This is a genomic window from Methanothrix sp. (assembly GCF_024518575.1).
In the GTDB taxonomy this organism is placed as follows: domain Archaea; phylum Halobacteriota; class Methanosarcinia; order Methanotrichales; family Methanotrichaceae; genus Methanothrix_B.
Window position 1 is genome coordinate 1 of record NZ_JANIHG010000013.1, and the last position, 23682, is coordinate 23682.

Consider the following 23682-nt stretch of genomic DNA (forward strand, 5'->3'; position numbering starts at 1 on the left):
GCACAGAGCAGAGAGATGCTGAGACCAGCGAGCCCATCTGGGGGAGGGAGGCTGGATCACAACCATCCGGATTCGCGCTGGCACTCATTCTGCTCATCTCTGCTCTGGTCTGGATGAGATCCCTTTGATGGGAGATGCTCACGCATTCTTAATATATCATACCGTGATTCTATCTCACATGATAGTATCTGTCTCACGCTCCTCCATCTCTGGAACTGTATGCGCGCCGCCGTCGAAGAGCTACACGCACAGAGCTGTGCTGATCACAGCTCTCTCCGACTCTGGGCGCGTGCACAGGCCGCTCATATCCGCAGACACCAAAGCGACGATATCAGCATGCGAGGCCTTCGGGGCTGATGTCAGTTTACATGGAGACTCTCTCGAGATCCAGGGGGTCTCCGGCACACCGAGGACCCCTGAGAATGTCATAGATGTTCTGAACTCCGGGACGACGCTCAGGTTCATGGCGGCGGTTGCAGCGCTCACAGACGGAGCAGTCCTCACCGGCGACAGCTCGATACGCAGCAGGCCGAACGGCCCGCTTCTCAAAGCGCTCAACGATCTCGGCGCTGAGGCGTTCTCCATTAGAGGGAACGATCGTGCGCCTCTGGTCGTAAGAGGGCGGATCAGGGGCGGATCGACATCTCTGGATGGCAGCGTGAGCTCGCAGTTCCTCTCAGCCCTCCTGATAGCATGCCCGCTATCCAGCGGCGATACGACGATCTCGATAAAGGGCGAGCTGAAGTCCAGGCCGTATGCTGAGATCACTCTGGACATTCTGAGGGAGGCGGGGGCTGAGATACACGTTGATGGGAATCTCTTCCGCATGTGTGGTGGTCAGAGATACAGGCTTCAGGAGTACACGGTGCCTGGAGATTTCTCATCCGCCTCGTATCCCCTGGCAGCGGCCGCGCTTGCAGGCTCTGCGACCGTGAAGGGCCTGTTCCCGTCGAGGCAGGGCGATTCTGCGATAGTTGCGATTCTGAGAGAGATGGGTGCTGATATCTCATGGGATAGAGAGCGCGGAGAGGTAGCGGTATCTGAAGCGGATCTTAAGGGCACAGAGATAGATGCGAGCCTGACCCCGGATCTCGTGCCGACCCTCGCGGTGCTGGGGGCGGTCGCCGAGGGGCATACAGTTATAAAAAACGCGGAGCATGTCCGCCACAAGGAGACCGACAGGATCCATGCGATGGCTGTCGAGCTGAAAAAGATGGGCGCAGACATAAGAGAGAGGCCTGACGGCCTGGAGATCGCTGGAGGAGAACTGCACGGAGCAGATCTCCACGGGTACCACGACCACAGGATCGTGATGGCCCTGACCCTGGCGGGGATCGTGGCAGGAGATACGAGAATAGATACAGCGGAATCTGTCGATGTATCTTATCCAGGGTTCTTTGAGGATATGAGACGGCTTGGAGCTAATTTGAGCATATCTCCATGATGCTCTGATCGGAGCAGTCTGACCTGGAGCGGACTCCAGGCAGGGTGCTCTCCTCTCACGACCGAATTCGCGAAATCAGGAAGGAGTACTGGACTTCGACGCTTCCCTCACGCGACGCCTGTAGTAGCTTATCGGGTGCCGGATGCGCCTGCATATCTCATCGCCCCCCGGGCAGTTTCCGTATGTGAGCATCGTGGAGCATGATGGGGGGGTGTATCTCGTCCCTGTGGATCCTGCTATGTGCTCTATCTGGTATCTGGTCATCTCCTCGTCAAAGTCCGGACTGTTGTTGAAAACGCCCACGATCTCTTCAACAGACAGATTTATGTTGAGCAGGAAGCTTGTGAGCGCAAATCTTGCTGTGTGTGCCAGGTTTCTGCCTGAAGCTAGCTGCTCCAGCAGCGATCTCATGCAGGGCGGCAGAGCATCCCTTCTGAACTCTCCGAGATCCACGATTGAGCTCTGCTTCGATGATTCGAGCTCATCTCTTATGGATTTCAGATGATCAGACAGGCTCTCGCATATGCTTCCAGCATCGAGCGGAAGCCCCTCTTGTATCCTGTCCTTGATCCTCTCCTCCATGAGGCGGAGCAGCTCTTCACGGGTGACTGTGAGATACCCGCGGTCGAGGGTTCTGTTGATGAGCTTCCACTTCTGGCTCCTGAACCTTGCCGCGGCCATCACAAAATCAACAAAATGTATCCTGAAGTTCTCACCGTCATATAGAGGGCCCATCCCCAGGTCACTGGCGATCTCCAGCACCTCTTCTGTATCCGAGCTCTTCAACCTCCTGTGAGCTAGCTTCGCCTCCGCCAGGACATAGCGTCTCAGAAGATAGTCATCATCGATGCAGGAGACTATCAGCCTGGCCAGAGGATACGAAAGGAGCTCGACGCTCTGCTTCACGGTGTCTGACGTGTCAGCATCCGGTATCTCTCCCTGGAGCGCTCCGCGGACACGCTCAACTGCCCTGCGCCTTACAGGCTGGAACGCCCTGCTCCTTAGCACATCCTCTAACGGGGCGTCAATAAGCTTGATATCTTCTGCTGCTGCGTGGGTGAATGGATACCAGAACGTTCTCATTCCTGCTCTATTCTGGGCGCCAGCAGGTAGCTCACATGGACCTCATTCAGCCTGAAGCTGATCCGCAGCGGGTAGTCGATTCCTATCTCGAGCTTCACCTCTGGGGCCTTTCCTATCGATTTGCTCATGTCCGAGAGATAATCGAGCGAGAATAAGGACCTCGCCTCTCCGGGCTTCATGTCGAGAAGCTCTGAGCTCGGCATCGTGAGCTTCAGCGCATCTATGTCGCCCTTCGCCTCCATGTAGAAGACATCGTCCTTCACGCCCAGCACCACATGGTCGCTCACCTTCTCCGCAGCCTTGATCGCCCTTCTGAACTCCGCCCCAGGGATCGTCACATGTGCCGGAAGATCCAGCTCCGGAATCCTCGGCTCCTTGCGTATCGCGCTCGGATCTATCAGGCTGAGTGTGTATGAGAGCGAGCCAACACCTATCTTCAGCTTCCGCTCCTCCTCCAGGAGCTCCAGACGCACACGCTCGCCCCGGTCAGCCATGCTCAGAAGATCGCTCAGACGCACCAGATCAACCCCGATCTCCCCAGGGGTCGCCTGATAGAACTCGAATGCAGATGCATCGATCCTGAGTGAGACCATTGCGACGTTCGCCGGATCGACCGCCTTTAGCTCGAGTCCCCTCTCTGATATCGTAAACTTGACCTCATCGACCAAGGAAGATACTGCCTCGATCGCATCCCGCAGGGTTTCTGCATCAATAACTGCCTTCAGCATCCTAGCGCCTCCAGAAAAGAAAGTATCTAGTATTTAATATAGTTTTCCGTGTGATCCATCATTCAGTCATACTCTCTCCAGGTATTACCACACTTTGTGCATCTGAAGAAGCGGACCTCGGACTCATCAGCGGCTCTCAGCTGTCTGAGCCACCAGTAGGCAGTATCGTTCCCGCACTCCGGGCATTTCGCTTTTGTTGTCGGCAGGCCTGCGGATTCCTGCTCGAGCACTGGCACAGACCTCTCGAGCTTGTTTGTCACCGAGACGATTGGGTTGTTAGAACTCTTCGGTATCTTCATACCGCACTTTCTGCAAACCATCATCCCCTCTTTGGGGACCATCATGCTCTTACACGCAGGGCAGAACTCCATCGGCCAGCTGGTCGACCCGTGCTATATTAAAGGTTGCGATTGTTGTTGTATCGGCCAGAATGCCAAGAACTGCCATTTGTGTGATTGGCCATAGCAGCCACTGCTTCTGCGCTGGCGGCGTTGAAAAACGCTCACCTTGGACAGAGGGCAGGGGATGTGGTCACTTCATAGGATCTCCTGGGGTGAAGGGGTAGCGGAAACCCAGGCCTTCAGGGCTGGGAGGAGCGTACCCAACCATAATTATTTGTCTCCTGAAGTTTATCTTCAATACGATGCTTCAGACCTTGATGGTTAAGCTTGATCCCTCCCCGGAACAACATAAGATGCTCTGCGAAACGATGAAGAGGTTCAACGAAGCATGCAATGACATAGCAGAGATTGCTTTTGCTATGCACAGTGCCAACAAGATTGAAGTCCATAAAAAAGCCGGCTATACTGTCAGAGAGCGGTTCGGGCTTTCTTCCCAGCTTACAGTTAGAGCCATTTCCAAGGTCTGTGAAGCTTATGATAGAGATAAGTCCATCAAACCAGAGTTCAGGCTGGAGGAGCTATTGTCTATGACCAACATATCCTCTCCTGGAGAGGACTTGAGGAGGATTCTCTGGTTACACTCCAGGGCCGGCAAACTCAGAATCGGTGAATACCAGAAAGCGAGGCTCGAGAGAATTCGAGGACAGGCAGATTTGATCCTGGTTAACGGAATCTTCTCTCTCTGTGCAGCGGCTGAGGTAGCCGATCCATCTCCTTATGGCCCTCTCGGTGTTCTTGGCGTAGACCTCGGTATTAAGTATCTGGCCCTATACAGCGACGGAGAAATCCACTGTGGCGAGAAGCTCGCTCAAACCAGAGATGAATTCAGATGTGAGTCTTGCGGCTTCGCTGGGCGTGCTGACCACGCGATGAACATCGCGTTCAGGGCTGCTGTCAACCAGCCTGTTGTGGCGAGGGAACATATTACCTCAGCTGCAAGCTCCGGTCTTCAGGCCGGAGTAGTTGACGAAACCCAAGGTTTACCACGGTGTGAGGCATGCATCCAATCAGTAAATTTGCTATAGCAATGGTTCTTGCAGTATCTCTGATCCTCTCCGGCTGCATCGAGCAGCCCTCGAAAAGCGATAAGCTTCTTGTGGTCGCCACGATACAGCCGGTGGGCGAGTTCGTCAGGGCAGTCGGGGGGGATCGCGTCGATCTGATGGTGCTCGTCCCCCCCGGGGCTGAGCCGCACACGTTCGAACCCTCGCCGGCGCAGATGAAGCGTATAGAGAACGCAGATCTATATGTGAAGAACGGCGCAGGTCTGGAGCTCTGGCTGGAGAGGTTCTCGTCAAAGAGTCGGAGAGTTGTGGACAGCTCCGAGGGGGTCGACCTGATATATTTGAATGGTACCCCGGATCCTCACATCTGGCTATCACCGAGATGCGCGATGATCCAGGTGGAGAACATCTGTCGAGCTCTGGTCGAGATCGATCCTGAGGGGAAGGAGATCTACGAGAATAACAGAGATGCGTACATCAAGGAGCTCAGAGGCCTCGACGAATATCTCAGGAGCAGGCTGTCCGGCGCAGGGGGGCGCATCTTCGTCGTGGATCATCCAGCATGGAGCTACCTCGCCAGGGATTACGGTCTTGTGCAGGTTGCAATAGAGGAGGGAGAGAGGGAGCCCGGGCCGAGGCGCATCGGCTACATAGTAAAAACCGTGAAGGATAACAACATAAAGGCGATACTCGTCGAGCCGGAGTTCAACCCGAAGATGGCTGAGGTGATCGCATCAGAGGCTGGATGTCGGGTCGTGGAAATCGATCCCCTGGCAGGTGATTATATAAATAATATGAGAGCTGTAGGAGATCTCATAGCGGAATCAATCGGGGTATAATGTCAGCGGTCTCTATTGAGGGTCTCACAGTCAGGCTTGATGGCAGGGTAGTGCTGGAGGATGTCTGGCTGGAGGTGGGGGAGAGGGATTTTCTTGGACTTATAGGACCGAACGGCGGCGGCAAATCAACGCTCCTGAAGGCGATCCTTGGGCTCGTAAGGCCCACCTCAGGCAGGATCATGGTCTTCGGCATGGATCCTGTTGCTGCAAGGCCTCTTGTCGGCTATCTGCCTCAGCACAGCATCTTCGATCAGAGGTTTCCTGTGAGAGTCCTTGATGTCGTTCTCATGGGAAGGTACCCGCGCGTGGGCATACTCAGACGGTACAGAACGGAGGATATAGAGGCCGCTAGGAGATCACTCGACGCTGTCGGCATGCTAGAGCTTGCTGATCGTGAGATCGGGGCTCTCTCAGGAGGCGAGCAGCAGAGGGTCTTCGTCGCCAGGGCGATCGTATCCGATCCGAAGCTGCTTCTGCTTGATGAGCCGACTGCTGGCGTTGATGTCGCGCAGCAGGGGGAGTTCTACGATCTCTTGAAGCATCTGAACAGCAGAATGGCTATAATAATGGTATCCCACGATCTCTCCGCCATCTCAGCACATGTCGAGAAGGTCGCGTGCTTGAACCAGAGGCTTTACTACCATGGATCCAAGGAGCTCACCGAGGAGGACCTCGTCCAGGCGTACGGATGCCCAATAGTCGATATAATCGCGCATGGGATTCCGCACAGGGTTTTGAGGGAGCACAGGTAGGTTGTCATGAACGCCTGGATGATAGGAGAGATGATGCAGTATGAGTTCATGAAGACCGCCCTGGTCGCGGGGCTGATCCTCTCCGTGCTCTGCGGGGTTGTTGGTGTGTACATAGTTCTGAACAGGATCGTATTCATAGGCGATGGTGTCGCACATGCTGCCTTCGGAGGCATCGGCCTGGGATACCTCCTCGGGATAGATCCCTTCATCCTAGCCATTGTAGCAGCTGTTCTCTCCGCAGCGGGCATCGGTGCTGTGAGCAGATCTAAGGTCTCAGAGGACACCGCGATAGGCGTCTTCCTCGCAATGGGAATGGCGCTTGGCGTGCTCCTCATGAGCATGAGCACCGGCTATTCCAGAGACCTCTTCGACTACCTCTTCGGAAACATACTCGCGGTCTCCTGGATCGATGTGAAGATAATGATTGTATTGACGGTGATCATAACAGTGCTGGCGCTTGCGCTTTACAAGGAGTTCCTGATACTCTCATTCGATCCCCACTATGGAGAGGCGCTCGGGCTGCCGGTGAACAGGCTGAAGATGCTGCTTCTCTGCATGGTGGCGTTCACTGTTGTGATGCTGATAAAGATCGTGGGGATAATAATGGTGATCGCCATGCTCACGATACCGGCTGCCATAAGCAGGCAGTATCTCTGTGACCTCAAGAAGATAATCGCGCTCTCGATCATCCTGGGCATGATATTTGTGACCTCGGGTCTTCTGATATCCTACACTTTTGATCTCCCGTCTGGTGCGACGACCATACTCATAGCATCTGCTGCGTTCTTCGCCAGCACCGCTGCATCACAAAGAAATACGTCTGTATGAGGCGGTTTGAGTGAATCTTATAAGTAGATGAAGTCTATACAACCAGGATGCTCCGCTACCTGCTGGTCGCTGCATTGATTATCATACCCTCTGTATCATCTCAGGAGTTCATGCTATTTGCAGACGACTGCTACAAGGCTGCTGGATCTCCCGATATACAGATCTCGGCTGTTAATCCTGTCCTCGATGCTGGGGTGCCTTTTATCCTGAAACTCCTCGTTGCAAACGATGGGAGGATCGAGGCTCTCATCCCCACGGGCTTCTCCGGTTCCGAGGATCCGGAGGGGGAGATGATGGAGGAGATGAAGGCCGCGGATGCTCTGAATGTGGTTGTGGAGGTATCATCTGACGGAGCATTGTGGCCGGTTGTTCAGAGGAGAAGCATACCTCTGCTCCTGGCAGGATCAAATCTCATTCTCGAGTTCCCTGTGATCGCGGATTTCAATGCATCTAGTGGAATCCTGAATGTGAATGTCACATACGAGCATCAGATAGATGCCAAGATCTCAAAAGGAAAACCGGTACAGCTATACGTTCCGGGCAATGCGAACAGGAGCATACCTCTGGAGATTCGCAGGAGCGATAGGCTCAGAGTGTTTCATGTAGATGGAGAGCTCCGGGCCGGCTCCAACAGAAGCCTGGGGATCGTCATCAAAAACCAGTCGCCATGGCCGGTGAGGAACTGCACTGTGAGGCTTATCGCATCAAGTCCCATCAGATCGTCACAGCCTGCTGCATGGATTGGAGACCTGATGCCCGGCGAGCCAGCTCTGGTGAGGGTATGGGCAGATGTGGAGAAGAATGCCACCCTCGATCAGTACAGGATCTCATGCCTGATAAACCACGATGAGGGAGCGGAGCGTCTGACAATCCCTGTGAGAATCTCCAGAGGTCGTCCATACGTCACATGGATCGCAGCGGCTGCGCTCCTCGCTTTGATTCTCATCGGAGCGAAGCGCATGCGCGCCGGTGGTCTGAGACGGAGATCTGGCCTCCGGGCCGCGAGGAGGCGGCGCAGGTGACGCATGATCTTATTGCATGACGCCAGGCTGGATAAGCCTGCACGGCGTGGATCGTTGAGCGAATCATGGCAGAGGCATCCTGCAAGCACCAAAAACTAAGGGGGTGGCAAAAGTCGGGAGGGTGTAGAAGGGAGTAGCAGTGAGAAGAGTGTCGAGTTCGACTTTTGCCGTTTAACACTTAGTCTTGAGTCGAATATAAAGTTTTCGGTATATCATGATGATGAATATTTCGGGAGATATGGACTTTGTCTGATTCAGATCGCTGTTCTGTTGATGAGATTGCTGATACGGCGGTAGGCTCATCTCCGAGAATCAGCAGACCCAGATCGATCCAGGTTTTCGGGTATCTGGCGTCTCTTTTCCATCCTTCTGTCAGCCGCTGATTCAATGGATGAGCCCAGAGGTAATGGGCAACCTCTGACTGGATATCCCATGGATCATGCAGGGCCGGCGATTGCCAGGCTGCGACCTACAAGTTAAATAGGCACGAAATCATAACAAAGAATCGGATGTGGTCTCATGGCTGTTAAAAAGACACCCGACGAGGTGCCGATCTATCAGCTCAAGATAACTCTGAGCAAGATCAGGCCGCCGATATGGCGCAGGGTGCTGGTCAGGGGAGACACCACGCTGCTGAAGCTGCATAAAATCGTCCAGGCTGTAATGCCGTGGGAGGATTATCATCTTCACCAGTTCATAGTCGGAGATGAGTGCTATTCGATCCCCCTGCCGGGAGACCCTCTGCATGGGGATGTTAAGAACGAAAGTCGCGTCAAACTCTCCCAGATTGCGCCCGCAGAGAAGGCCAGATTCATTTACGAGTACGATTTTGGAGATAGCTGGGTTCACGAGATATTGGTGGAGAAGATCCTGCCTCCAGATCCGGCGCTGAAGCATCCTGTTTGTGCGGCCGGGAAGCGCTCCAGCCCACCCGAAGACTGCGGTGGTGCCAATGGTTACTACATGTTTCTGAGCGCCATCAGCGATCCAGACCATCCGGAGCATGAGAGCATGCTGGAGTGGGTGGGGGACTTCGACCCGGAGAGGTTCGATATGGAGGAGGCAAACCGCCTGCTGAGCAGGATAAAGTAGCACTCCCAGCTAATGGCAGCCCGCGCTCCATGCGATTGGGGCATGGGCGGTATCAGGGGGCCGTGCATCTGCTGGATTCGGCTCTGCTCGTGCTGCATCAGTATCTGCAGATGCCTCTCACTTTTTCGGCAAGCAGGTAGTGGCGATGGCAGAAGGTTAATCGACAAGTGTACTCTAAAAATATGAATCGAGCACACGACCAGGAAATCCTCAAACCAAAAAAAGGAGACGGCCTGCCCTACAGCTCCGGCAGCATGAAGGCTATGTCCTCTGATGGGTGGCGGTACAGCCTTGCGCCCAGGCGCTTCTGGTCCAGGATGTGCCCTATTATACCGATCGTCCTGCCAAGCGCGAAGAGGCCGTTCAGGTATCCGTGCTTCAGGACATCATCGATATCCTGCTGAGTGAAGACTGGGCAGGATGCCATCAGGTCCAGGAAGAGTATGCCTATGCACCCATCGACGTTCAGGATCAGATTGCCCTTCTTCGCTGTCGTGATCGCCTCGACCTGGAGTGCGTAGTTGAGTAGATCAGTCCTGGCGAAGTGCCGCTTTGCGTAATCGATCAGAAGCTGTACCCTCTTGTCAGGGTTCTTTACGCTCTTGATCCTGTGCCCTATGCCCGGGATGTTCACGCCCTTCCGCTTCATCTCATTCACGAACTGCTCAGGGGTGAGACCGGAGTCGTAAGCCCTCTTGAACTCCCTCGCTGCATCATCGATCGCTCCTCCGAACCTCGGGCCTATCGTGAGAAGGCCGCTTGCCAGGGAGGATATGAGATCCTTGCCGGCGCAGGATGCGACGATCGCGTTGTGCGCTGCAGACACAGACGGCCCGTGATCCGCGACTATCTGGAGAACGATCTCTATGAACCGGGCAGCATAATCTGGGAGCACCTTCTTGAACCAGAGGAGTCCAATAACCCCGCCAATCCCCATGTTCTTCTCGAGCACCTCGCTCAGAGGTATTCCAGCGTAGAGAACCTCCTCGCCGCGATCGTCCGAGATCGTGCATATGAACGTTGTGGGCCTTCTTATCATGCCAGTTGAGAGAGCCTTGCTGTAATCCACGGGTATCCTCGGAACCTGCGGCTCGACGACCTCTCTGACCTTTCCCTCGGCCAAGAGCTTCTCGTACACATTTCTTATCTCATCACCATATCCATCGAAGGACTCTGGCACATATGCTCCTGCCTCTTTCAGCGCGCGGTTCTTCTCCTGAGCGGTCTCCTTCGCTGTATCAGCCTTTGCGCCAGCATGCCCGAACTGGACGCTCGCCGGCAGGAACGGCGCGCATGTTCCTGTCACCCACGCGACAAGCGGCTTTGTTATCCTCCCATCATTCAGAGCGTCTACGATCCTGTACTCGTCCTCGCCTCCAAGCTCGCCCAGGCATGCGATCATCGCTATATCCGGATTTGCCTCATATCTGAGTATGTGATCGAGCATGCTGGAGCCAGGGTACCTGTCTCCGCCGATCGCTATGCCCTCGTAAACGCCATTCGAGTTCCTGGAGATTATATTGAATGCCTCGTTGAGCATGCCTCCAGATTTTGAGACAAACCCAACACACCCAGGCCTGTAGAGCTTGCATGCGACGATGTTCTCTATCGTTCCCGCGGTGTTCCCTATCCTGAAGGCGCCTGCTGTCAGCCCTCCAACAGTTGCAGGCCCGATTATCACCTTGCCTGCTCTCCTCGCGGTCGCCCCGATTATCCTGGCGTGCCTCTCCGGCACACCCTCTGCGATTATCGCCACAGTTCTTATCGTGCTCTCCCTCAAGGCATCCATCGTTGTATCGAACGCGGATCTGTGAGATGCGAAGTTCACCATAACATCAGCGTCTGGATGCCTCTCAGCAGCCTCAGCAATGGTCCTGTACATCGGAAGGAGGATCTCCTTCGTACCCCAGAATGCCTTGTGTATCCCGGATCTGCTGGGGTTTATTATGGCAGCGATGCTGGGGGTCTCTCTCTGGCATACGTAATCAAAATCGAGCATCCTCTGGATGGCGTTAACCTGGTAACCGTAAACGAAAGCCTTTGTGTTTCTGTCGAAGAGAATGTAATCTGGCCTAGAGCTCATAGCTCACTCCCCCTTGAGTGCCAGCGGCACTATCCTGGTCATGTGCGTCTCAGGACCGTAGACCTCTATGGGTATGCCAAGCTCGCTGCCGAGCTCGCGCATCATCCTCAGGCCCTCCTCGTAGTTCGGCCCACCTCTGCGCACATATATCTTGACATTGTTCTCCCTGAGCCTGTCTCGGTACTCCCTCAGGGCCATGACAACGCCCTTGAATGTGCTAGCGACATCGGTGAAGTTCGCTATCGCGCCGCCGATGAGCAGCACCTTACCTCTTGGATCCTTCTCCCTGGTCATGAGGTCGAGTATCGTTTTTGTGTAATGGTATGTGTCCTCTGTGCTCGGATCGCCGCTGTACTCGCCGTAGTTCGCCAGCTCTCCGGCAAAGCCGAGATCGCATATCGTATCGGTGTATATCACACTGGCTCCACCGCCTGCGACCATCGTCCACACCCTTCCCTTCGGATTCAGTATCGTGAGCTTCAGCGATGCGCCTGTCTTCGCATCTATCTCCTTTATGAACAGCTCTTCAGGCGTCAGACTCCTGCCAAAAGGCTCCGGGAATACGAGATCACCCCATCTCTTCCTGCACCAGAACTCCTCAGCATCATCCAGCTTCGCGACCATGTCGAGCGGGATTATCTTTCCATTAACCAACGTGAAGGGATTTATCTCCAGGTAGGTGAACCCGAGATCGACGTAGAACCTGAAGAGGGCCTCGATGAATCTCGCCATCCTTTCCGCATCTGGAGAGGCCGGGAGTTTCGATCTTATATCAGCGGCATCGATGCCATCCAGAATGCCGACATGCATCTGAATGACCTTATCCCAGTTCTCCTCCACGCAGACGCCTCCCTGTGTAGAGAAGTAGATCGTGTCTCCGTCGCGATCCGAGCTTATTGCCACATAGAGCTCATTCTCATGAGGCACATAAGGCTCAACCAGAAAGTGGTCCAGGACGCCCCTGACGCCGCCTATTGTCACCTCTCTCTTCATGTTTTTGCTCAGGTACTCCCTGACATCATCCCAGGAGGCGTTAAGCAGGACAAGCCCGTGGACGCCTCTCTTTCCGAAGAGCTGATCAGGCTTCACCACAAGCCTCTTCTCGAGAATCCAGGGATTCTCGGAGACCGTGCGGTCCAGATCGGTCTCCGGCCCGATCAGGGCGACCTCTCCCCTGTAGTCGAAATCTTCGAGGTATTCCGGGAGGAACCTGGCCAGCAGCCTCTTAGCATCAAACTCCCTAATGCCTCTCTGCGCCATCTTACAACCACCTTCTGCGGGCCTAAGCGCTTCGTATTTACAAATCTTCTGGTCTGGCACCAGAAAAATGATACATATCTGCATCGATAATCTCTCACTATGGACTGCCCATCCTGTGGAGGACGATGCGTAAGGCCGGCGGCACATGTTCTGAATTCCATCGATTACGTTTACATGGCGTGTCGAAGCTGCAAAAATGAGCCACATATAGACAAGAACGCTCCACGGAGATCGCTGCAGACGGCAGGGCTGGAGAGGTGCGAGCATTGCGGAAAAGCTCCGCTGGATCTGGTCATGCTCGAGGCGATGGATCTTCTGGTGGAGGAGGGCCTTCGCGACGATCGCGAACCGCTCCGGAGCGTCGGCTCGCCGATGATAGAGATAGGTTATCCACTGCCTTATCCGCCGCGCCTCGGCAATTCTCAGCTCATACTGCTGATGGAGAGGGTGAACAGAAATGCTGCATCAAGACTCATTGAGATCCCAGAGATCAAGGGCGTGATCAGACGCAGCAGACACATACCAGGCGTTGTTGATAAGAATGGGCACACATGGGAGCTGCTCGCCGGCTGTGACATGCGCTGTGACATCATCCAGAGCATCTACGGTGATCTGGTGATATACAAAAACCAGTCGAAGATACACATAGAGTTTCCGAGGGAGAGCTACCCGAAGATACGGATTCTGGAGGGCCTCAGGATTGCAGGGAGGAGCGTGATAGACGGTCTCTGCGGGCCAGGGACCCTGGGTCTGGTATGTGTCCTCGCTGGCGCGAAAAAGGTCGTGATGAACGACATATGGCTGCCTGCGATCGAGAACGTGCTCATAAACCTTGATGCCAACAGGGATCTTCTGGGCATAGATAGCATAGAGCTCTTCGATCGTGGAGAAAAGCTGGTTGGAAGCTCTCCCAGGCTGGTCGGACGCGCGAAGGGCGCATGCGAGATAGATGTATTCCATGGAGATATACGAGAGCTCTTCTCAGCTGTGAGCCCCTCAGATATATGCATCCTGGATCACTTTCCGGGCGCACCGCTAGACGAGATCAAAAGAGCAGGCAGCTCTTGCGATGAGATCGTGGTCATATGATGGGACAGCGCGGATTCGAACCGCGGTCCAAGCGTCCCAAACGCTCGAGGATGGACCAGGCTACCCTACTGTCCCGCAAAGGGCAACGCAGTATGAATCAAATCATGGATATATAGCTAATCCTAAAGCGACTGCAGAGCGAGGATGCATTGGCTCCTGGAAGAATGCTCATGAAATGCAGGTGACTTCCTTCCAGCAAGAGGGGGCTTCCTTCGTTTCACAGATCCGGTCATCCAGCATCTCCACAGGCACTGCCCCACAGTCCAAGTGTGAGTATGTTCAGCGCAGCGTTATGATCTCGATCCATTGCGATTCATCTCAGCGGGCATCTCTTCTATTTTCTCATCTATTTATGCAGGCTTTTAAGACAACACCCGCTCATGGCGACCACAACAGTGATCTGCACATAACACGAAGCAATACCCATGATCGCTCCTGAGTTTCCCAAGGATCTGATATGGCTCAACACCGACCGCAGGTACACACTGAGAGAGCTCCGCGGCAGATTCGTTCTGCTTGACTTCTGGACATACTGCTGCATAAACTGCATGCATGTCATTCCAGAGCTGAAAATGCTTGAGGAGAGGTACCCTGAGCTGGTGGTGATAGGAGTTCACAGCGCCAAGTTCGAGAACGAAATGAGATTGGAGAACATCGAGAGGGCGATAATGCGTTATGGCATAGAGCACCCGGTTGTAGTCGACAACGATCAAATCCTCTGGCGCACATACGGCATAAGGGCCTGGCCGTCGTTTGTGCTGATAGCGCCGGACGGGGAGATCCTCGGGAGGACCTCTGGAGAGGGGATATTCTCGATCCTCGTGCCCATACTGGACCAGCTCATTCCGGAGTACGAGAAGCGCGGAAGCCTCAATCGCGATGTGACGGTGCCAAGGAAAGCGCAGAAGAAGGTTTCCGGAACGCTCTCCTTCCCCGGAAAGGTCGTCTCGGATGGAGATAACATCTTCATCTCGGACTCGAACAATAACAGGATACTGATTGTATCTCCTGATGGGAGTTATGTGGATGTCATAGGCTCTGGAGAGGAGGGATACAGAGATGGCGAATTTGGCGTGGCCCAGCTCTTCAGGCCCCAGGGGATCGCAGTTGTCGGGGATGTTGCTTACATAGCGGACACCGAAAACCACATGATCAGAGCGGCGGATCTGAGAAGAAGAACTCTTGTGAGGGTGGCAGGCACGGGAAGGTCAGGATATCCCAGCTTTGGGGGCAGAGGTGATGAGGCGTCCCTGAGCTCGCCTTGGGATATCGTTTTCTCCGGGGAGCATCTCTACATCGCGATGGCCGGATTCCATCAGATATGGAGGATGGATCTCGATGGAATGGTAGAGCCATTTGCAGGATCTGGAGCCGAGGGGATCGTAGATGGGCCTCTGGAGATGGCACGCCTGGCGCAGCCGTCCGGACTGACAACCGACGGGAAGAGGATATACTTCGTCGACAGCGAGTCTTCGTCCCTCAGGGTGATCGATGGAGAGGTGAGAACGCTCATAGGCAGAGACCTCTTTTACTTCGGGGACATCGATGGCGATTTCGGGAGAGCCAGGCTCCAGCATCCTATGGGTCTGTTTTACCGGAATGGGTCCATTTATGTTGCGGATACATACAACCACAAGATCAAGAAAGCAGATCTCTCGAGCAGAACCATTCACACCCTCGCCGGAACGGGTAGGCCAGGGTTCGCAGATGGTCCTGGTGGTTTGGCCGCGTTTTACGAGCCGTCCGGACTCACATTTCTGGGGGATTCGATCTTCATAGCAGATACCAACAACCACGCTGTGAGGATATACGATTCGAGATCTGGAGAGGTCTCCACGATGAGAATCGACGTGAAGAAATAGTAGTGCGGAGCCGCTTGATGAGATGATGATCCTCAGGCCATTCGATCCCTGGCGCAGCAGCCTCTGCACATGCCCGGCGAAGCTCAGCCTCAACCCCTACACAGGATGTGCGCATGGCTGTCTGTACTGCTACGCATCCTCTTACATAAGAGGCTTCAGCGATTGCAGGCCAAAGGGCGGCATCACTCGTCTAAGCTCTCAGCTCGCGAGGCTGCGGGGGGACGAGCTCATATCGATCTCCAACAGCTCCGATCCATACCCACCGGTGGAGAGGGAACTCGGAATCACTAGATCGTGCATATCCCTGATAAAGAGAAGGGGTTTGAGGCTTCAGATCGTCACAAAATCCGATATCGTGCTCAGGGATGTGGATCTCCTTTCAGATATGAGGGCCGCAGTCTCGATGACGATCACGTCACTGCGTCTGGATTCCAGGCTTGAGCCCGGGGCACCATCAAGCATTCAGAGGCTCAGAGCCATAAGAGGGCTCGCGGATAGCGGCGTTCCGGTGGCCGCGAGGATAGATCCGATAATACCTGGGATAAACGACTGCGAGATCGATGAGCTTGTGGAGAGCGTCGCAGATGCAGGCTCATCTTATGTCATATCATCCACCTACAAGGCCAGACATGACAGCTGGCGCCGCATGTCTCTTGAGTTCCCTGAGGTAATGCAGAGCCTGAGGCCGATGTACTTCGAGCATGGAGAGCGTATTGGCGGCTACCGCTACCTGCCATCTGAGATAAGACATGCAATAATCTCACGCGTGAGGGAGGCATGCCACGAACACGGAATCGGCTTTGGCTCCTGCAGGGAGGGTTTCGGAAGCGACGCTTCATGCGATGGATCTCATCTTACAGATGCCCAGACGCATCGTATTTTGCGATGAAAGTCTATATATACGAAGAATAACGACTGTAGAGCCGAGTTCTTCTCGAAAGGGAGAATGTTTGGTAGTGGTCACGCAAAAGCGGATAATCGATAGACAAGATAGGAGGAGGATAAATTGAAGAAGAGCATTTTGGTGATCTCTGTGATCCTGGCGGTGGCGGCATTTGCCATGACCTCTGCCATGGGATACACAATAAAGGATGATACCAGCCCGTACCCGTTCTCTAACAAGGCGGAGTCCAGGCCACCGTTCTCCATATCCACAGGAACCCCAGCTCACAATCTCACGAACGAGCAGGTTGTTGTGAAGAAGGAGGCACGCTTCTCGTTCAGCTCCGCGAAGCCAAAGGGCTTCTCGATTGAGACAGGAAAGCCCTATCAGTACACCTTCAAGCTTGGGAAGGTCCTTGCAGCTGTCACTACAGAGAAGGCACCTGCAGAGGTGCCAGCAGAGGTGCCAGCTGTTGAGCCCAACGTCACAGCTGAGCAGAATGCAACTTCTGTGCCGGTGACCTACGCGATCTCTGGCGTTGTCTATGAGGATGCGAATGAAAACGCTGTCAAGGATGAAAATGAGACAGGCCTCGCAGGATGGACGCTGGATCTGAGCGGTGTGACGACCACGACAGCAGCGGATGGAACATACGTCTTTGCGGACCTCAGTGCAGGCGAGTATGTGCTGAGCCTGATCGTCCCGCCTGAGTACAAGCCGGTTGCGCCGGTGAATGTCACACTGGATTCCAACAAGACCATCGACTTCCCGGTCGTCAGGGTGCCTGTGGTTCTTCCGCCGGCCAATGAGACAACCGTCGCCACTAACGTGACTGAGAATGTGACCGCGGTGGCGCCACTCAACGTATCAACCCCGGCTTGAAGCTCCGGGAAACATCCTGAAACATCTTTTTTTTGCGTGGGCACCGATTAGGGCAGCATCCGCCCTGTGGAGGGTATCCAACAGTTTTGTTTGAGGCTCTGACTGCACGCATCCAGTTTGCGCATGCGATCATTCCTGAGAGCCGCAGTGGATCATCAGGGACACTGAATGATACGCAGATATCGTCGGGCTTGATGAGCCGGCGCCAAATCAGGCAAGAAGCCTCTGCGCCTGACCGAAAACTACTAAAGCGCAGAGGTAATCGAGCGGATAGCGCCTCGGTAGCAAAGCTCGGTTATTGCGCGTCCTTGGTAAGGACGAGGCCGCGGGTTCGAATCCCGCCCGAGGCTCTGGCAGTGCTCATCTCTTGAGGATATATCTGACCTCGGATGTGTCAACCTCCCATGAGTCGAGGCTCTCATCCTTCTGGAACCCGAGGCTCAGCCACATGTAGCCTGGAAACACAAACTCCCCATGATGCATCTCGTCGAATGCCTGGAAGAGAGAGAATATCGTGTTCCAGCCGACCTCGCCTATATGTGGCCTACCCTCCACGACATACTCTATTCTATCCCACTCAGGGAGCACCATTCTGTAGAGGCCCTCGAGAACATCGTCCTGATGAGAGCATCTCTCGAAGAGGCCTTTCACCTCGTTCGCATCAAGCTCCATCCTCATCAGGAGAACCTGCATCAGTATTGGTGATAATCTTTTCCCCACACCGAAAGCCATCTGATCGCACACTACCAGAATATGCCTGAGAATCTGAGCCGAGGGGCAGTATGCGATTCAAAACGCAAAGACCCTCTCAGCGCCCATTATGTCATCTACCATCATGCCGTAATCGTCCAGCTCCTTTATCCCCGCGGGAAGAACGCCCCGAGCCCTCAGGTCCGATGTGAATGCAAAAACCTCTCCTGCGATCCCCTCAAGTCGCCCCGAGATTATGTTGTAAACGCCATCACCCAGGAGGTAGAGTCTGAAGTTGCCGCTGAGCATCCTGAGGCACAGCTCTGCCCTCGGACTTTCCGGAGGCTTTGTCAGTATGAAGACCAGGCTCATATCACCACCATGGATCTGAATCCCCTGATGCGCTCCACAAACTCGATATCGTCCAGCATCTCGACCCTATCTGATAGATCATATGAGAGAAGCCCGCGCTCAGCCATCGACGGCTCATGCGCGAAGATATCGATCTCCGGATATGCATAGAGCAGCTCAGCCATGTATCCACGTTGATCTGCAAGCGCAAGGTATACTCCGTCTGCGTAAAGCGCAACTGCAGAGCCTATCGGGAGGCAGACAGCAGCTGCATTAAGCGCTCCAAATGCCCGCTCATAGCCGTATGGGGGTGAATCGACAAGAAACACCACCGGCCCCATTATTTTCACCCTGAGAGCGATATCACCTTATCGCTTTCCCTTATCATGCGCTCCAGATCGTAGAGGCTCGTTATGCGCACACCCTCTATGTACTCCGGGCACACGCCGTTCTCTGCAGAATATCCACGCGATGATGCGCATCTTGGACACGCACGTATCGTGGCGCCCATCGATGCGAGCTCCTGAAAGAGAGCACCGATATTCATGAACTGCACCGGTCTCTGCCCCCTCTTCGGTATGTGAACCGCATCGAGGTAGAGAAATACATTCACTCTGTACCTCTCAAGGGCAGCTCTCGCTATCCTGTATGCGATCTCAGCGTTCTGATTTATGTATGGCCCATCTGTGAGCACTATCGTCAGCGTCTTCATAGATACGCAAGAAGAGATCTCAGGTGCTCGAGCCTTGTCGCGTACTTCTCCTCCTGGAGTGGTCTGCATCTCTCCAGACCTACCTCTCCGCTGACAAGCCTGATGGCAAATGAGTAGCAGCTCTGCTCGCCGCACTCCTTGCAGTTCGTGCCGGGAAGATACCTGTAGACCTCCATAGGATCCACCCGAACCTTCTCCTTGGGCGCAGGGGTGACTCCCTTCTCAATGGCATCGTTTATGGTCTTTTTTAGCTCCTCAAGAAGCTCCCTCGCATGCGCCTCGTCCTTTATCATGGTCATCGTCACGTTTCCCGTGCTGTAGAGCGTTATGAGCACAGTGCCCTTCTGTATTATCAGGGCTCCGATCCTCTCAGAGTATCTGCCCCTTGGAAAGAGCGGCTCCAGCGCCTTCAGAGCGCCTCCCAGCGGCGGATCCATGCGAGCTATTATCCTGAACTTGGTGGTATCCGCTATGCATGGAAGCAGCTGCCTGACCTCGACAACCTCCACCGGCTTCGCATCCTTTATCTCGATCCTCTCGCTCTTCTCTCCCTTCGACTCCAGAAAGTTCCTGCCGAAATCTGTCAGGCTTAAAATATCATTCTCGATCTTTACAAGGCCCGCCTGCTGGAGTATCTGAAGGTGGTAGTCAAGCATGCTCTGGCCCACAGCATTTCCTATCTCCTCCCTTGAGAGGCTGTTCTCAAGAAGCATGTTCATTATCTTCCGCCTCGTGATGTTCGCCATGGCGTTGCTCACGAGCTTTACCTCAGCATGTCCTGCCATAATCTCACCTAAGTCTCGCAAAATACCCTTTCCGGAGCTCCCGGATAGTAACGATCCCTGAGGCGCAGCGCGACGTTGACCAGGGATATCAGCACCGGCACCTCGATGAGTGGCCCTATCACAGCTGCAAATGCCTCCTGGGAGGCTATACCGAAGACAGCAACAGCAACCGCTATTGCGAGCTCGAAGTTGTTGCTGGCAGCAGTGAACGAGATCGCAGCGGTGTTCTCATAGCTCACTCCCAGCTTGAAGGCCATGTAGAAGCTAACGAAGAACATCAGGAGGAAATATATGGTGAGAGGCACAGCGACCCTTATCACATCCATCGGCAGCTGCACTATGTAATCGCCCTTGAGCGAGAACATCACTATGATGGTGAAGAGAAGTGCGATCAGCGTTATCGGGCTTATCCTCGGGATGAAGCGACCATCGTACCAGTCCCTTCCTCTCGCCCGGATCAGCGTGAACCTGGTGATCACCCCTGCCAGAAACGGTATTCCGAGGTAGATGAAGACGCTCTCTGCGATCTGTGTTATTGTAACATCGACCACGGTCCCTTCAGCCACGCCAAGATATGCAGGGAGTACTGTGATGAAGATGTACGCATATACCGAGTATAAGAGCACCTGGAAGACGGAGTTCAGTCCGACAAGAGCCGCGCAGTACTCTGTGCATCCGCAGGCCAGCTCGTTCCAGACTATGACCATTGCTATGCATCGGGCCAGCCCTATCAGAATAACGCCGTACATTAGGTGCGGCTGATCCCTGAGGAACATCACCGCCAGGGCAAACATCAGCATCGGCCCTATCATCCAGTTCTGTATCAGCGAGAGGGCCATGACCTTCCTGTCCTTGAAGACCTCCCCCAGCTCCTCATACCTCACCTTCGCAAGAGGTGGGTACATCATGAGTATGAGGCCTATCGCTATCGGTATTGATGTCGTTCCGATCGACAGTCTGAGAATGCTCTCAGTGATCTGCGGCACGAAGTTACCTATCGCGATGCCCAGAACCATCGCCAGGAATATCCACAGCGTGAGAAACCTCGAGAGCAGCGGCAACCTTGCAGCCATTTTATCACCTTCCCAGCTTTCTGTACCTGCTACCGGACCCTGTGACCTCAGACCCAGTCACGGCGCTGGAGCTGCGGCCGAGCGCGCCGGGCGCGTTTTGATTCACTGTTGTGGTGTGCGAGATCCAGTCGCTCCAGGAGTAGATCGTGGCATTGTAGCCCATGAGCTGAAGGGCGAACCACACCAGAGATGATTGATCCGGGTTCTCGGAGTAAACGACCACAGGTCTTCCTCTCTGGAGGGGCGCAAACAGGCTCTCCAGGCTCGCGTTGTCCACGATCCTGTCCCCATCGATGAGCCTTTCAGAATCTATATGGATGGCCCCGGGAATCCTGGAGAGTCCGAAATCCCTGAAGGGCCTGGCATCGACGATCTGAGCCTCTCCGCTAATGACATAATCATATGTTGCCACAAGATCCTGTTTGTCCGGGATGTAAACGCCCTCCGCCCTCACAGATGGGGTGCTCTGCACGGGAAGACCCATCGATCTCCATCTCTCGACACCTCCGTCAAGAAGGCTCACATCCCTGTGACCCACATACTTCAGGGCAAGGAATCCCAGGGCAGCGTCGCCCAAATGGTCACCGTATACAACAATTCTGTCTGAAGGATCCACACCGATGCTTCCAAGAGCTCTCGCGATCTCCTCGGGGCTTTTCAGAGTGCCATTCTGATTCACCAGCGAGCCCCGACTTAGCCTAAGAGCGCCCTTCACGTAAACGCCCTCATCCGAGCCGTCTCCGGAGATAGTCAATACCGTATCAGAGCTGGAGACAGATGGCATTGGCCTGAGAAGATCTCCATTTGTGAATTCATCTGATCTGTAATCGTCCTGCAGAACGCTCCTGCCATCTGAGCTGGAGCTTACGCCCTGGCTGGGGTTGTAGTTCAGGAATGCGTAGGGATCCCATGTGCCTCCGGCAGAGCATGCGCAGCCCGCGAGCGCTGATGGCAGTGACAGCAGCATAGCGGATGCCATTAGAAGTGTTACAATCTTTACCGTCATCTTGATCATCTGGTCATTTCTGTAACCTGGAGAGCAAGCGTGCCTGGTTCATGATCTCAATCACGGCACCATCCGCAAGGCGGTAGTTCGACCACTTTCCAACCTTCCGCTCTTTTATGAGCCCTGCATCCTTCAGTATGGAGAGGTGATGGGATGTCGTCGATTGCGGCCGATCCAGCGCGATCATGATCTCGCAGACGCAGAACTCTCCATTCTGGAGGAGCTTGAGTATTGCAAGCCTGCAGGGATCCGAGAGCGCCTTGAAGATACTCACCTCATCCTGTACATCACTCTCTATGAGGTCTGCCAGAGAGCGAAGCCTCTGGATCTTGAGCCTCGCACGCTCCTCATCACCGATCAGCCTTGCGAGCTTCTCCACAGATCGGTCAGTAATTTCAGGCATTCTGCTTACGTATCGACATTTCTCGATATATAAGAATTTCCACTGAGCTGCTGTGTTGAATAATGTTTGAGAATCCGATAGCATAGGCCGGATTCATACGAATTGCAATTCTAGTAAAAATCGATAGCTATCGACCTTAGAGCTCTTAATTATTCAACACGGCTGAGCGAAAAACAGATAAAATCAGTTTTACGCAGTTAACACATCCCACTATTAAAAGCTTGCGCCTGTGATATGTCTCGTCTGCATGTATCTGCAGAGTCCGCTCACCTCGCATTTCCCGCAGAGCGGATTCCTGGCCCTGCAGACGAGCCTGCCGTGGCGGATCAGGTTAATGTGAAGGGATAGATACTTCTCAGGCGGGGTGATCTCCTCCAGGATCCTCTGCGTCTCAGCGATGCTTGCGTTCTCTGGCACCAGTCCAATCCTTCTTGAGACGCGATATACGTGTGTGTCAACCGGCATCGCAGGCATGCCGAAGCCGAAGAGCATGAGCACAGATGCGGTCTTCGGTCCGATTCCTGGAATCGATGTCAGATAACTCCTTGCCTCCTCAGGGCTCATCTTCTTAAGTGCAGAGAGATCCACGGAGCCGAAGTCCTCTCTCAGCCTCTCGAGAGTCCCCCGGATCCTGGCGGCCTTTATATCGGCTAGGCCTCCCGGACGGATCGCATCAGCGATCTCCTTCTCGGAAGCATCCAGGAGCTCAGTATAGCTTCTGAATCTGCTCTTCAGCTGCTCAAACGCCCTGCCGGAGTTTATGTCAGACGTGTTCTGTGAGAGTATCGTCATCACCAGGAGATCGAGTGGATCCACGCTTCTGGCCTCAGGCACACCATAGACGCTCTCCAGGATCTCTATCACTCGAATAAGACGATCATCAGAGATTGAACAGCTGATAGACATCACTTCAGAGGGCTCCATTCCCAGATCTGCGTGATTCGTGGAAGCGTTGCAGTCTCTATCGCATCAGAACCCACAGGCTTCTAGCTCCTATCCAGAAATAAGATACAGACCTGTCAGCCAGGTATCACAGGCTCTGCCAGGTCCCGTCCTTGAAGACTCTCAAGGAGGAGCTGCTCTTCGCTGTGAACATCGTCTTCGTCCAGTTCACCTCAAACGGCTCCCAGATAATCGTGGCCAGAGATCTGTTTCTGAAGTCCGACTGGACTGGAGTTAGAGGATATGGTAAGGCGCCGGTGTACGGCCTGTAAAAGCTCAGCGGCTGAGATACTGGAACCTTCGTATAGAAGATTGGGTCTGTGAAGTATTGCCTTATCTCGCTGTAGTCGGGCGAGCCTACGTACCCACCCTCAAGCCAGTCCGCTGCATCAGCACAGATCACGGATATGACAAGAGCCAAGAACAGAACTGATATTCGCGTCATACAGATCCTGTGTTAGATTTGTG

26 protein-coding genes and 2 tRNA genes are annotated in these 23682 nt (G+C 54.2%); 12 read left to right on the plus strand and 16 right to left on the minus strand.

Annotation, left to right across the window (positions count from 1 at the left end; genetic code table 11):
• Nucleotides 1-178: 178 nt before the first annotated feature.
• The gene (gene aroA, locus NQU42_RS04160; RefSeq protein WP_296609297.1) at nucleotides 179-1444 is read left to right on the plus strand and encodes a 3-phosphoshikimate 1-carboxyvinyltransferase; all 1266 of its coding nucleotides are present in this window, start codon (nucleotides 179-181) and stop codon (nucleotides 1442-1444) included.
• 75 nt (nucleotides 1445-1519) lie between these two features.
• On the opposite strand, the gene priL is transcribed toward aroA, so the two are convergent.
• From priL to NQU42_RS04175, 3 genes are all read right to left on the minus strand, one after another.
• Complete coding sequence (priL, locus tag NQU42_RS04165; protein WP_296609299.1) at nucleotides 1520-2527, minus strand: DNA primase regulatory subunit PriL; 1008 nt, start codon at nucleotides 2525-2527, stop codon at nucleotides 1520-1522.
• Nucleotides 2524-3255 (minus strand): DNA polymerase sliding clamp, encoded by a 732-nt coding sequence (locus tag NQU42_RS04170; protein ID WP_296609301.1) that lies wholly within the window; start codon nucleotides 3253-3255, stop codon nucleotides 2524-2526. Before NQU42_RS04170 ends, priL begins: the two co-directional genes overlap by 4 nt.
• A 62-nt stretch (nucleotides 3256-3317) precedes the next feature.
• A complete protein-coding gene (locus NQU42_RS04175; RefSeq protein WP_296609302.1) occupies nucleotides 3318-3626 on the minus strand; it encodes a transcription factor S in 309 nt (102 codons plus the stop codon).
• 287 nt (nucleotides 3627-3913) lie between these two features.
• Here NQU42_RS04175 and NQU42_RS04180 point away from each other — a divergent pair, with 287 nt between their 5' ends.
• The 6 genes from NQU42_RS04180 to NQU42_RS04205 all read left to right on the plus strand — a co-directional run bounded on the left by NQU42_RS04180 (nucleotide 3914) and on the right by NQU42_RS04205 (nucleotide 9193).
• Complete coding sequence (locus NQU42_RS04180; RefSeq protein WP_296609304.1) at nucleotides 3914-4681, plus strand: hypothetical protein; 768 nt, start codon at nucleotides 3914-3916, stop codon at nucleotides 4679-4681.
• Nucleotides 4682-4683: 2 nt separating this feature from the next.
• Nucleotides 4684-5499: a metal ABC transporter substrate-binding protein gene (locus NQU42_RS04185; protein ID WP_296609305.1), complete on the plus strand. Its 816-nt coding sequence runs from the start codon at nucleotides 4684-4686 to the stop codon at nucleotides 5497-5499.
• Nucleotides 5499-6251 (plus strand): metal ABC transporter ATP-binding protein, encoded by a 753-nt coding sequence (locus NQU42_RS04190; protein WP_296609307.1) that lies wholly within the window; start codon nucleotides 5499-5501, stop codon nucleotides 6249-6251. The genes NQU42_RS04185 and NQU42_RS04190 overlap by 1 nt, the downstream gene beginning before the upstream one ends.
• A gap of 6 nt (nucleotides 6252-6257) precedes the next feature.
• Entirely contained in the window at nucleotides 6258-7079 is an 822-nt protein-coding gene (locus tag NQU42_RS04195; RefSeq protein ID WP_296609309.1) for a metal ABC transporter permease, read from the plus strand.
• A gap of 47 nt (nucleotides 7080-7126) precedes the next feature.
• Complete coding sequence (locus NQU42_RS04200; RefSeq protein WP_296609311.1) at nucleotides 7127-8101, plus strand: hypothetical protein; 975 nt, start codon at nucleotides 7127-7129, stop codon at nucleotides 8099-8101.
• 519 nt (nucleotides 8102-8620) lie between these two features.
• A complete protein-coding gene (locus tag NQU42_RS04205; RefSeq protein ID WP_296609313.1) occupies nucleotides 8621-9193 on the plus strand; it encodes a plasmid pRiA4b ORF-3 family protein in 573 nt (190 codons plus the stop codon).
• Between the two features lie 238 nt (nucleotides 9194-9431).
• Here the strand turns inward: NQU42_RS04205 and NQU42_RS04210 are convergent, their stop codons facing one another.
• Together NQU42_RS04210 and NQU42_RS04215 are read right to left on the minus strand one after the other, a co-directional pair.
• The gene (locus NQU42_RS04210) at nucleotides 9432-11276 is read right to left on the minus strand and encodes a citrate/2-methylcitrate synthase (RefSeq protein WP_296609314.1); all 1845 of its coding nucleotides are present in this window, start codon (nucleotides 11274-11276) and stop codon (nucleotides 9432-9434) included.
• A 3-nt stretch (nucleotides 11277-11279) separates the two neighbouring features.
• A complete protein-coding gene (locus tag NQU42_RS04215) occupies nucleotides 11280-12536 on the minus strand; it encodes an ATP citrate lyase citrate-binding domain-containing protein (RefSeq protein ID WP_296609316.1) in 1257 nt (418 codons plus the stop codon).
• Nucleotides 12537-12710: 174 nt separating this feature from the next.
• Here NQU42_RS04215 and NQU42_RS04220 point away from each other — a divergent pair, with 174 nt between their 5' ends.
• Complete coding sequence (locus NQU42_RS04220; RefSeq protein WP_296609318.1) at nucleotides 12711-13625, plus strand: methyltransferase; 915 nt, start codon at nucleotides 12711-12713, stop codon at nucleotides 13623-13625.
• Here the strand turns inward: NQU42_RS04220 and NQU42_RS04225 are convergent.
• A tRNA-Pro gene (locus tag NQU42_RS04225) sits at nucleotides 13626-13700 on the minus strand.
• Nucleotides 13701-14050: 350 nt separating this feature from the next.
• Between NQU42_RS04225 and NQU42_RS04230 the strand changes: the two genes are divergently transcribed.
• The 4 genes from NQU42_RS04230 (at nucleotide 14051) to NQU42_RS04245 (ending at nucleotide 17602) form a co-directional block, all read left to right on the plus strand.
• Nucleotides 14051-15487 carry a thioredoxin-like domain-containing protein gene (locus NQU42_RS04230; RefSeq protein WP_296609320.1) on the plus strand — a complete coding sequence of 479 codons (1437 nt, stop codon included), beginning with the start codon at nucleotides 14051-14053 and terminating at the stop codon, nucleotides 15485-15487.
• Between the two features lie 22 nt (nucleotides 15488-15509).
• Nucleotides 15510-16376, plus strand: a complete 867-nt coding sequence (locus tag NQU42_RS04235; RefSeq protein WP_296609322.1) for a radical SAM protein — start codon at nucleotides 15510-15512, stop codon at nucleotides 16374-16376.
• A 117-nt stretch (nucleotides 16377-16493) separates the two neighbouring features.
• Complete coding sequence (locus NQU42_RS04240) at nucleotides 16494-17252, plus strand: SdrD B-like domain-containing protein (protein WP_296609324.1); 759 nt, start codon at nucleotides 16494-16496, stop codon at nucleotides 17250-17252.
• Nucleotides 17253-17527: 275 nt separating this feature from the next.
• Nucleotides 17528-17602: transfer RNA gene (locus NQU42_RS04245), tRNA-Thr, on the plus strand.
• 10 nt (nucleotides 17603-17612) lie between these two features.
• Here the strand turns inward: NQU42_RS04245 and NQU42_RS04250 are convergent.
• The 10 genes from NQU42_RS04250 to NQU42_RS04295 form a co-directional block, all read right to left on the minus strand.
• Nucleotides 17613-17930: a hypothetical protein gene (locus NQU42_RS04250; protein WP_296609325.1), complete on the minus strand. Its 318-nt coding sequence runs from the start codon at nucleotides 17928-17930 to the stop codon at nucleotides 17613-17615.
• 111 nt (nucleotides 17931-18041) lie between these two features.
• Nucleotides 18042-18314, minus strand: a complete 273-nt coding sequence (locus NQU42_RS04255; RefSeq protein WP_296609327.1) for a DsrH/TusB family sulfur metabolism protein — start codon at nucleotides 18312-18314, stop codon at nucleotides 18042-18044.
• Nucleotides 18311-18634, minus strand: a complete 324-nt coding sequence (locus NQU42_RS04260; protein ID WP_296609362.1) for a DsrE family protein — start codon at nucleotides 18632-18634, stop codon at nucleotides 18311-18313. Before NQU42_RS04260 ends, NQU42_RS04255 begins: the two co-directional genes overlap by 4 nt.
• Nucleotides 18635-18639: 5 nt before the next feature.
• Complete coding sequence (locus tag NQU42_RS04265; protein WP_296609329.1) at nucleotides 18640-19005, minus strand: DsrE family protein; 366 nt, start codon at nucleotides 19003-19005, stop codon at nucleotides 18640-18642.
• Complete coding sequence (locus NQU42_RS04270; protein WP_296609331.1) at nucleotides 19002-19790, minus strand: (Fe-S)-binding protein; 789 nt, start codon at nucleotides 19788-19790, stop codon at nucleotides 19002-19004. The genes NQU42_RS04265 and NQU42_RS04270 overlap by 4 nt, the downstream gene beginning before the upstream one ends.
• Nucleotides 19791-19798: 8 nt before the next feature.
• Nucleotides 19799-20863 (minus strand): ACR3 family arsenite efflux transporter, encoded by a 1065-nt coding sequence (gene arsB / locus NQU42_RS04275; protein WP_296609333.1) that lies wholly within the window; start codon nucleotides 20861-20863, stop codon nucleotides 19799-19801.
• 4 nt (nucleotides 20864-20867) lie between these two features.
• Nucleotides 20868-21869 (minus strand): rhodanese-like domain-containing protein, encoded by a 1002-nt coding sequence (locus NQU42_RS04280; RefSeq protein ID WP_296609335.1) that lies wholly within the window; start codon nucleotides 21867-21869, stop codon nucleotides 20868-20870.
• A 13-nt stretch (nucleotides 21870-21882) separates the two neighbouring features.
• Nucleotides 21883-22272 (minus strand): metalloregulator ArsR/SmtB family transcription factor, encoded by a 390-nt coding sequence (locus NQU42_RS04285; RefSeq protein ID WP_296609337.1) that lies wholly within the window; start codon nucleotides 22270-22272, stop codon nucleotides 21883-21885.
• Nucleotides 22273-22485: 213 nt separating this feature from the next.
• Nucleotides 22486-23136: an endonuclease III gene (nth, locus tag NQU42_RS04290; RefSeq protein ID WP_296609339.1), complete on the minus strand. Its 651-nt coding sequence runs from the start codon at nucleotides 23134-23136 to the stop codon at nucleotides 22486-22488.
• A gap of 166 nt (nucleotides 23137-23302) precedes the next feature.
• Nucleotides 23303-23659 (minus strand): hypothetical protein, encoded by a 357-nt coding sequence (locus NQU42_RS04295; protein WP_296609342.1) that lies wholly within the window; start codon nucleotides 23657-23659, stop codon nucleotides 23303-23305.
• Nucleotides 23660-23682: the final 23 nt, after the last annotated feature.

Coding starts and splice junctions, on each gene's coding strand:
- aroA (WP_296609297.1), top strand. CDS start 179: ATGATAGTATCTGTCTCACGCTCCTCCATCTCTGGAACTGTATGCGCG.
- priL (WP_296609299.1), bottom strand. CDS start 2,527: ATGAGAACGTTCTGGTATCCATTCACCCACGCAGCAGCAGAAGATATC.
- NQU42_RS04170 (WP_296609301.1), bottom strand. CDS start 3,255: ATGCTGAAGGCAGTTATTGATGCAGAAACCCTGCGGGATGCGATCGAG.
- NQU42_RS04175 (WP_296609302.1), bottom strand. CDS start 3,626: ATGGAGTTCTGCCCTGCGTGTAAGAGCATGATGGTCCCCAAAGAGGGG.
- NQU42_RS04180 (WP_296609304.1), top strand. CDS start 3,914: ATGGTTAAGCTTGATCCCTCCCCGGAACAACATAAGATGCTCTGCGAA.
- NQU42_RS04185 (WP_296609305.1), top strand. CDS start 4,684: ATGGTTCTTGCAGTATCTCTGATCCTCTCCGGCTGCATCGAGCAGCCC.
- NQU42_RS04190 (WP_296609307.1), top strand. CDS start 5,499: ATGTCAGCGGTCTCTATTGAGGGTCTCACAGTCAGGCTTGATGGCAGG.
- NQU42_RS04195 (WP_296609309.1), top strand. CDS start 6,258: ATGAACGCCTGGATGATAGGAGAGATGATGCAGTATGAGTTCATGAAG.
- NQU42_RS04200 (WP_296609311.1), top strand. CDS start 7,127: ATGCTCCGCTACCTGCTGGTCGCTGCATTGATTATCATACCCTCTGTA.
- NQU42_RS04205 (WP_296609313.1), top strand. CDS start 8,621: ATGGCTGTTAAAAAGACACCCGACGAGGTGCCGATCTATCAGCTCAAG.
- NQU42_RS04210 (WP_296609314.1), bottom strand. CDS start 11,276: ATGAGCTCTAGGCCAGATTACATTCTCTTCGACAGAAACACAAAGGCT.
- NQU42_RS04215 (WP_296609316.1), bottom strand. CDS start 12,536: ATGGCGCAGAGAGGCATTAGGGAGTTTGATGCTAAGAGGCTGCTGGCC.
- NQU42_RS04220 (WP_296609318.1), top strand. CDS start 12,711: ATGGCGTGTCGAAGCTGCAAAAATGAGCCACATATAGACAAGAACGCT.
- NQU42_RS04230 (WP_296609320.1), top strand. CDS start 14,051: ATGATCGCTCCTGAGTTTCCCAAGGATCTGATATGGCTCAACACCGAC.
- NQU42_RS04235 (WP_296609322.1), top strand. CDS start 15,510: ATGATGATCCTCAGGCCATTCGATCCCTGGCGCAGCAGCCTCTGCACA.
- NQU42_RS04250 (WP_296609325.1), bottom strand. CDS start 17,930: ATGAGGATGGAGCTTGATGCGAACGAGGTGAAAGGCCTCTTCGAGAGA.
- NQU42_RS04255 (WP_296609327.1), bottom strand. CDS start 18,314: ATGAGCCTGGTCTTCATACTGACAAAGCCTCCGGAAAGTCCGAGGGCA.
- NQU42_RS04260 (WP_296609362.1), bottom strand. CDS start 18,634: ATGGGGCCGGTGGTGTTTCTTGTCGATTCACCCCCATACGGCTATGAG.
- NQU42_RS04265 (WP_296609329.1), bottom strand. CDS start 19,005: ATGAAGACGCTGACGATAGTGCTCACAGATGGGCCATACATAAATCAG.
- NQU42_RS04270 (WP_296609331.1), bottom strand. CDS start 19,790: ATGGCAGGACATGCTGAGGTAAAGCTCGTGAGCAACGCCATGGCGAAC.
- arsB (WP_296609333.1), bottom strand. CDS start 20,863: ATGGCTGCAAGGTTGCCGCTGCTCTCGAGGTTTCTCACGCTGTGGATA.
- NQU42_RS04280 (WP_296609335.1), bottom strand. CDS start 21,869: ATGACGGTAAAGATTGTAACACTTCTAATGGCATCCGCTATGCTGCTG.
- NQU42_RS04285 (WP_296609337.1), bottom strand. CDS start 22,272: ATGCCTGAAATTACTGACCGATCTGTGGAGAAGCTCGCAAGGCTGATC.
- NQU42_RS04295 (WP_296609342.1), bottom strand. CDS start 23,659: ATGACGCGAATATCAGTTCTGTTCTTGGCTCTTGTCATATCCGTGATC.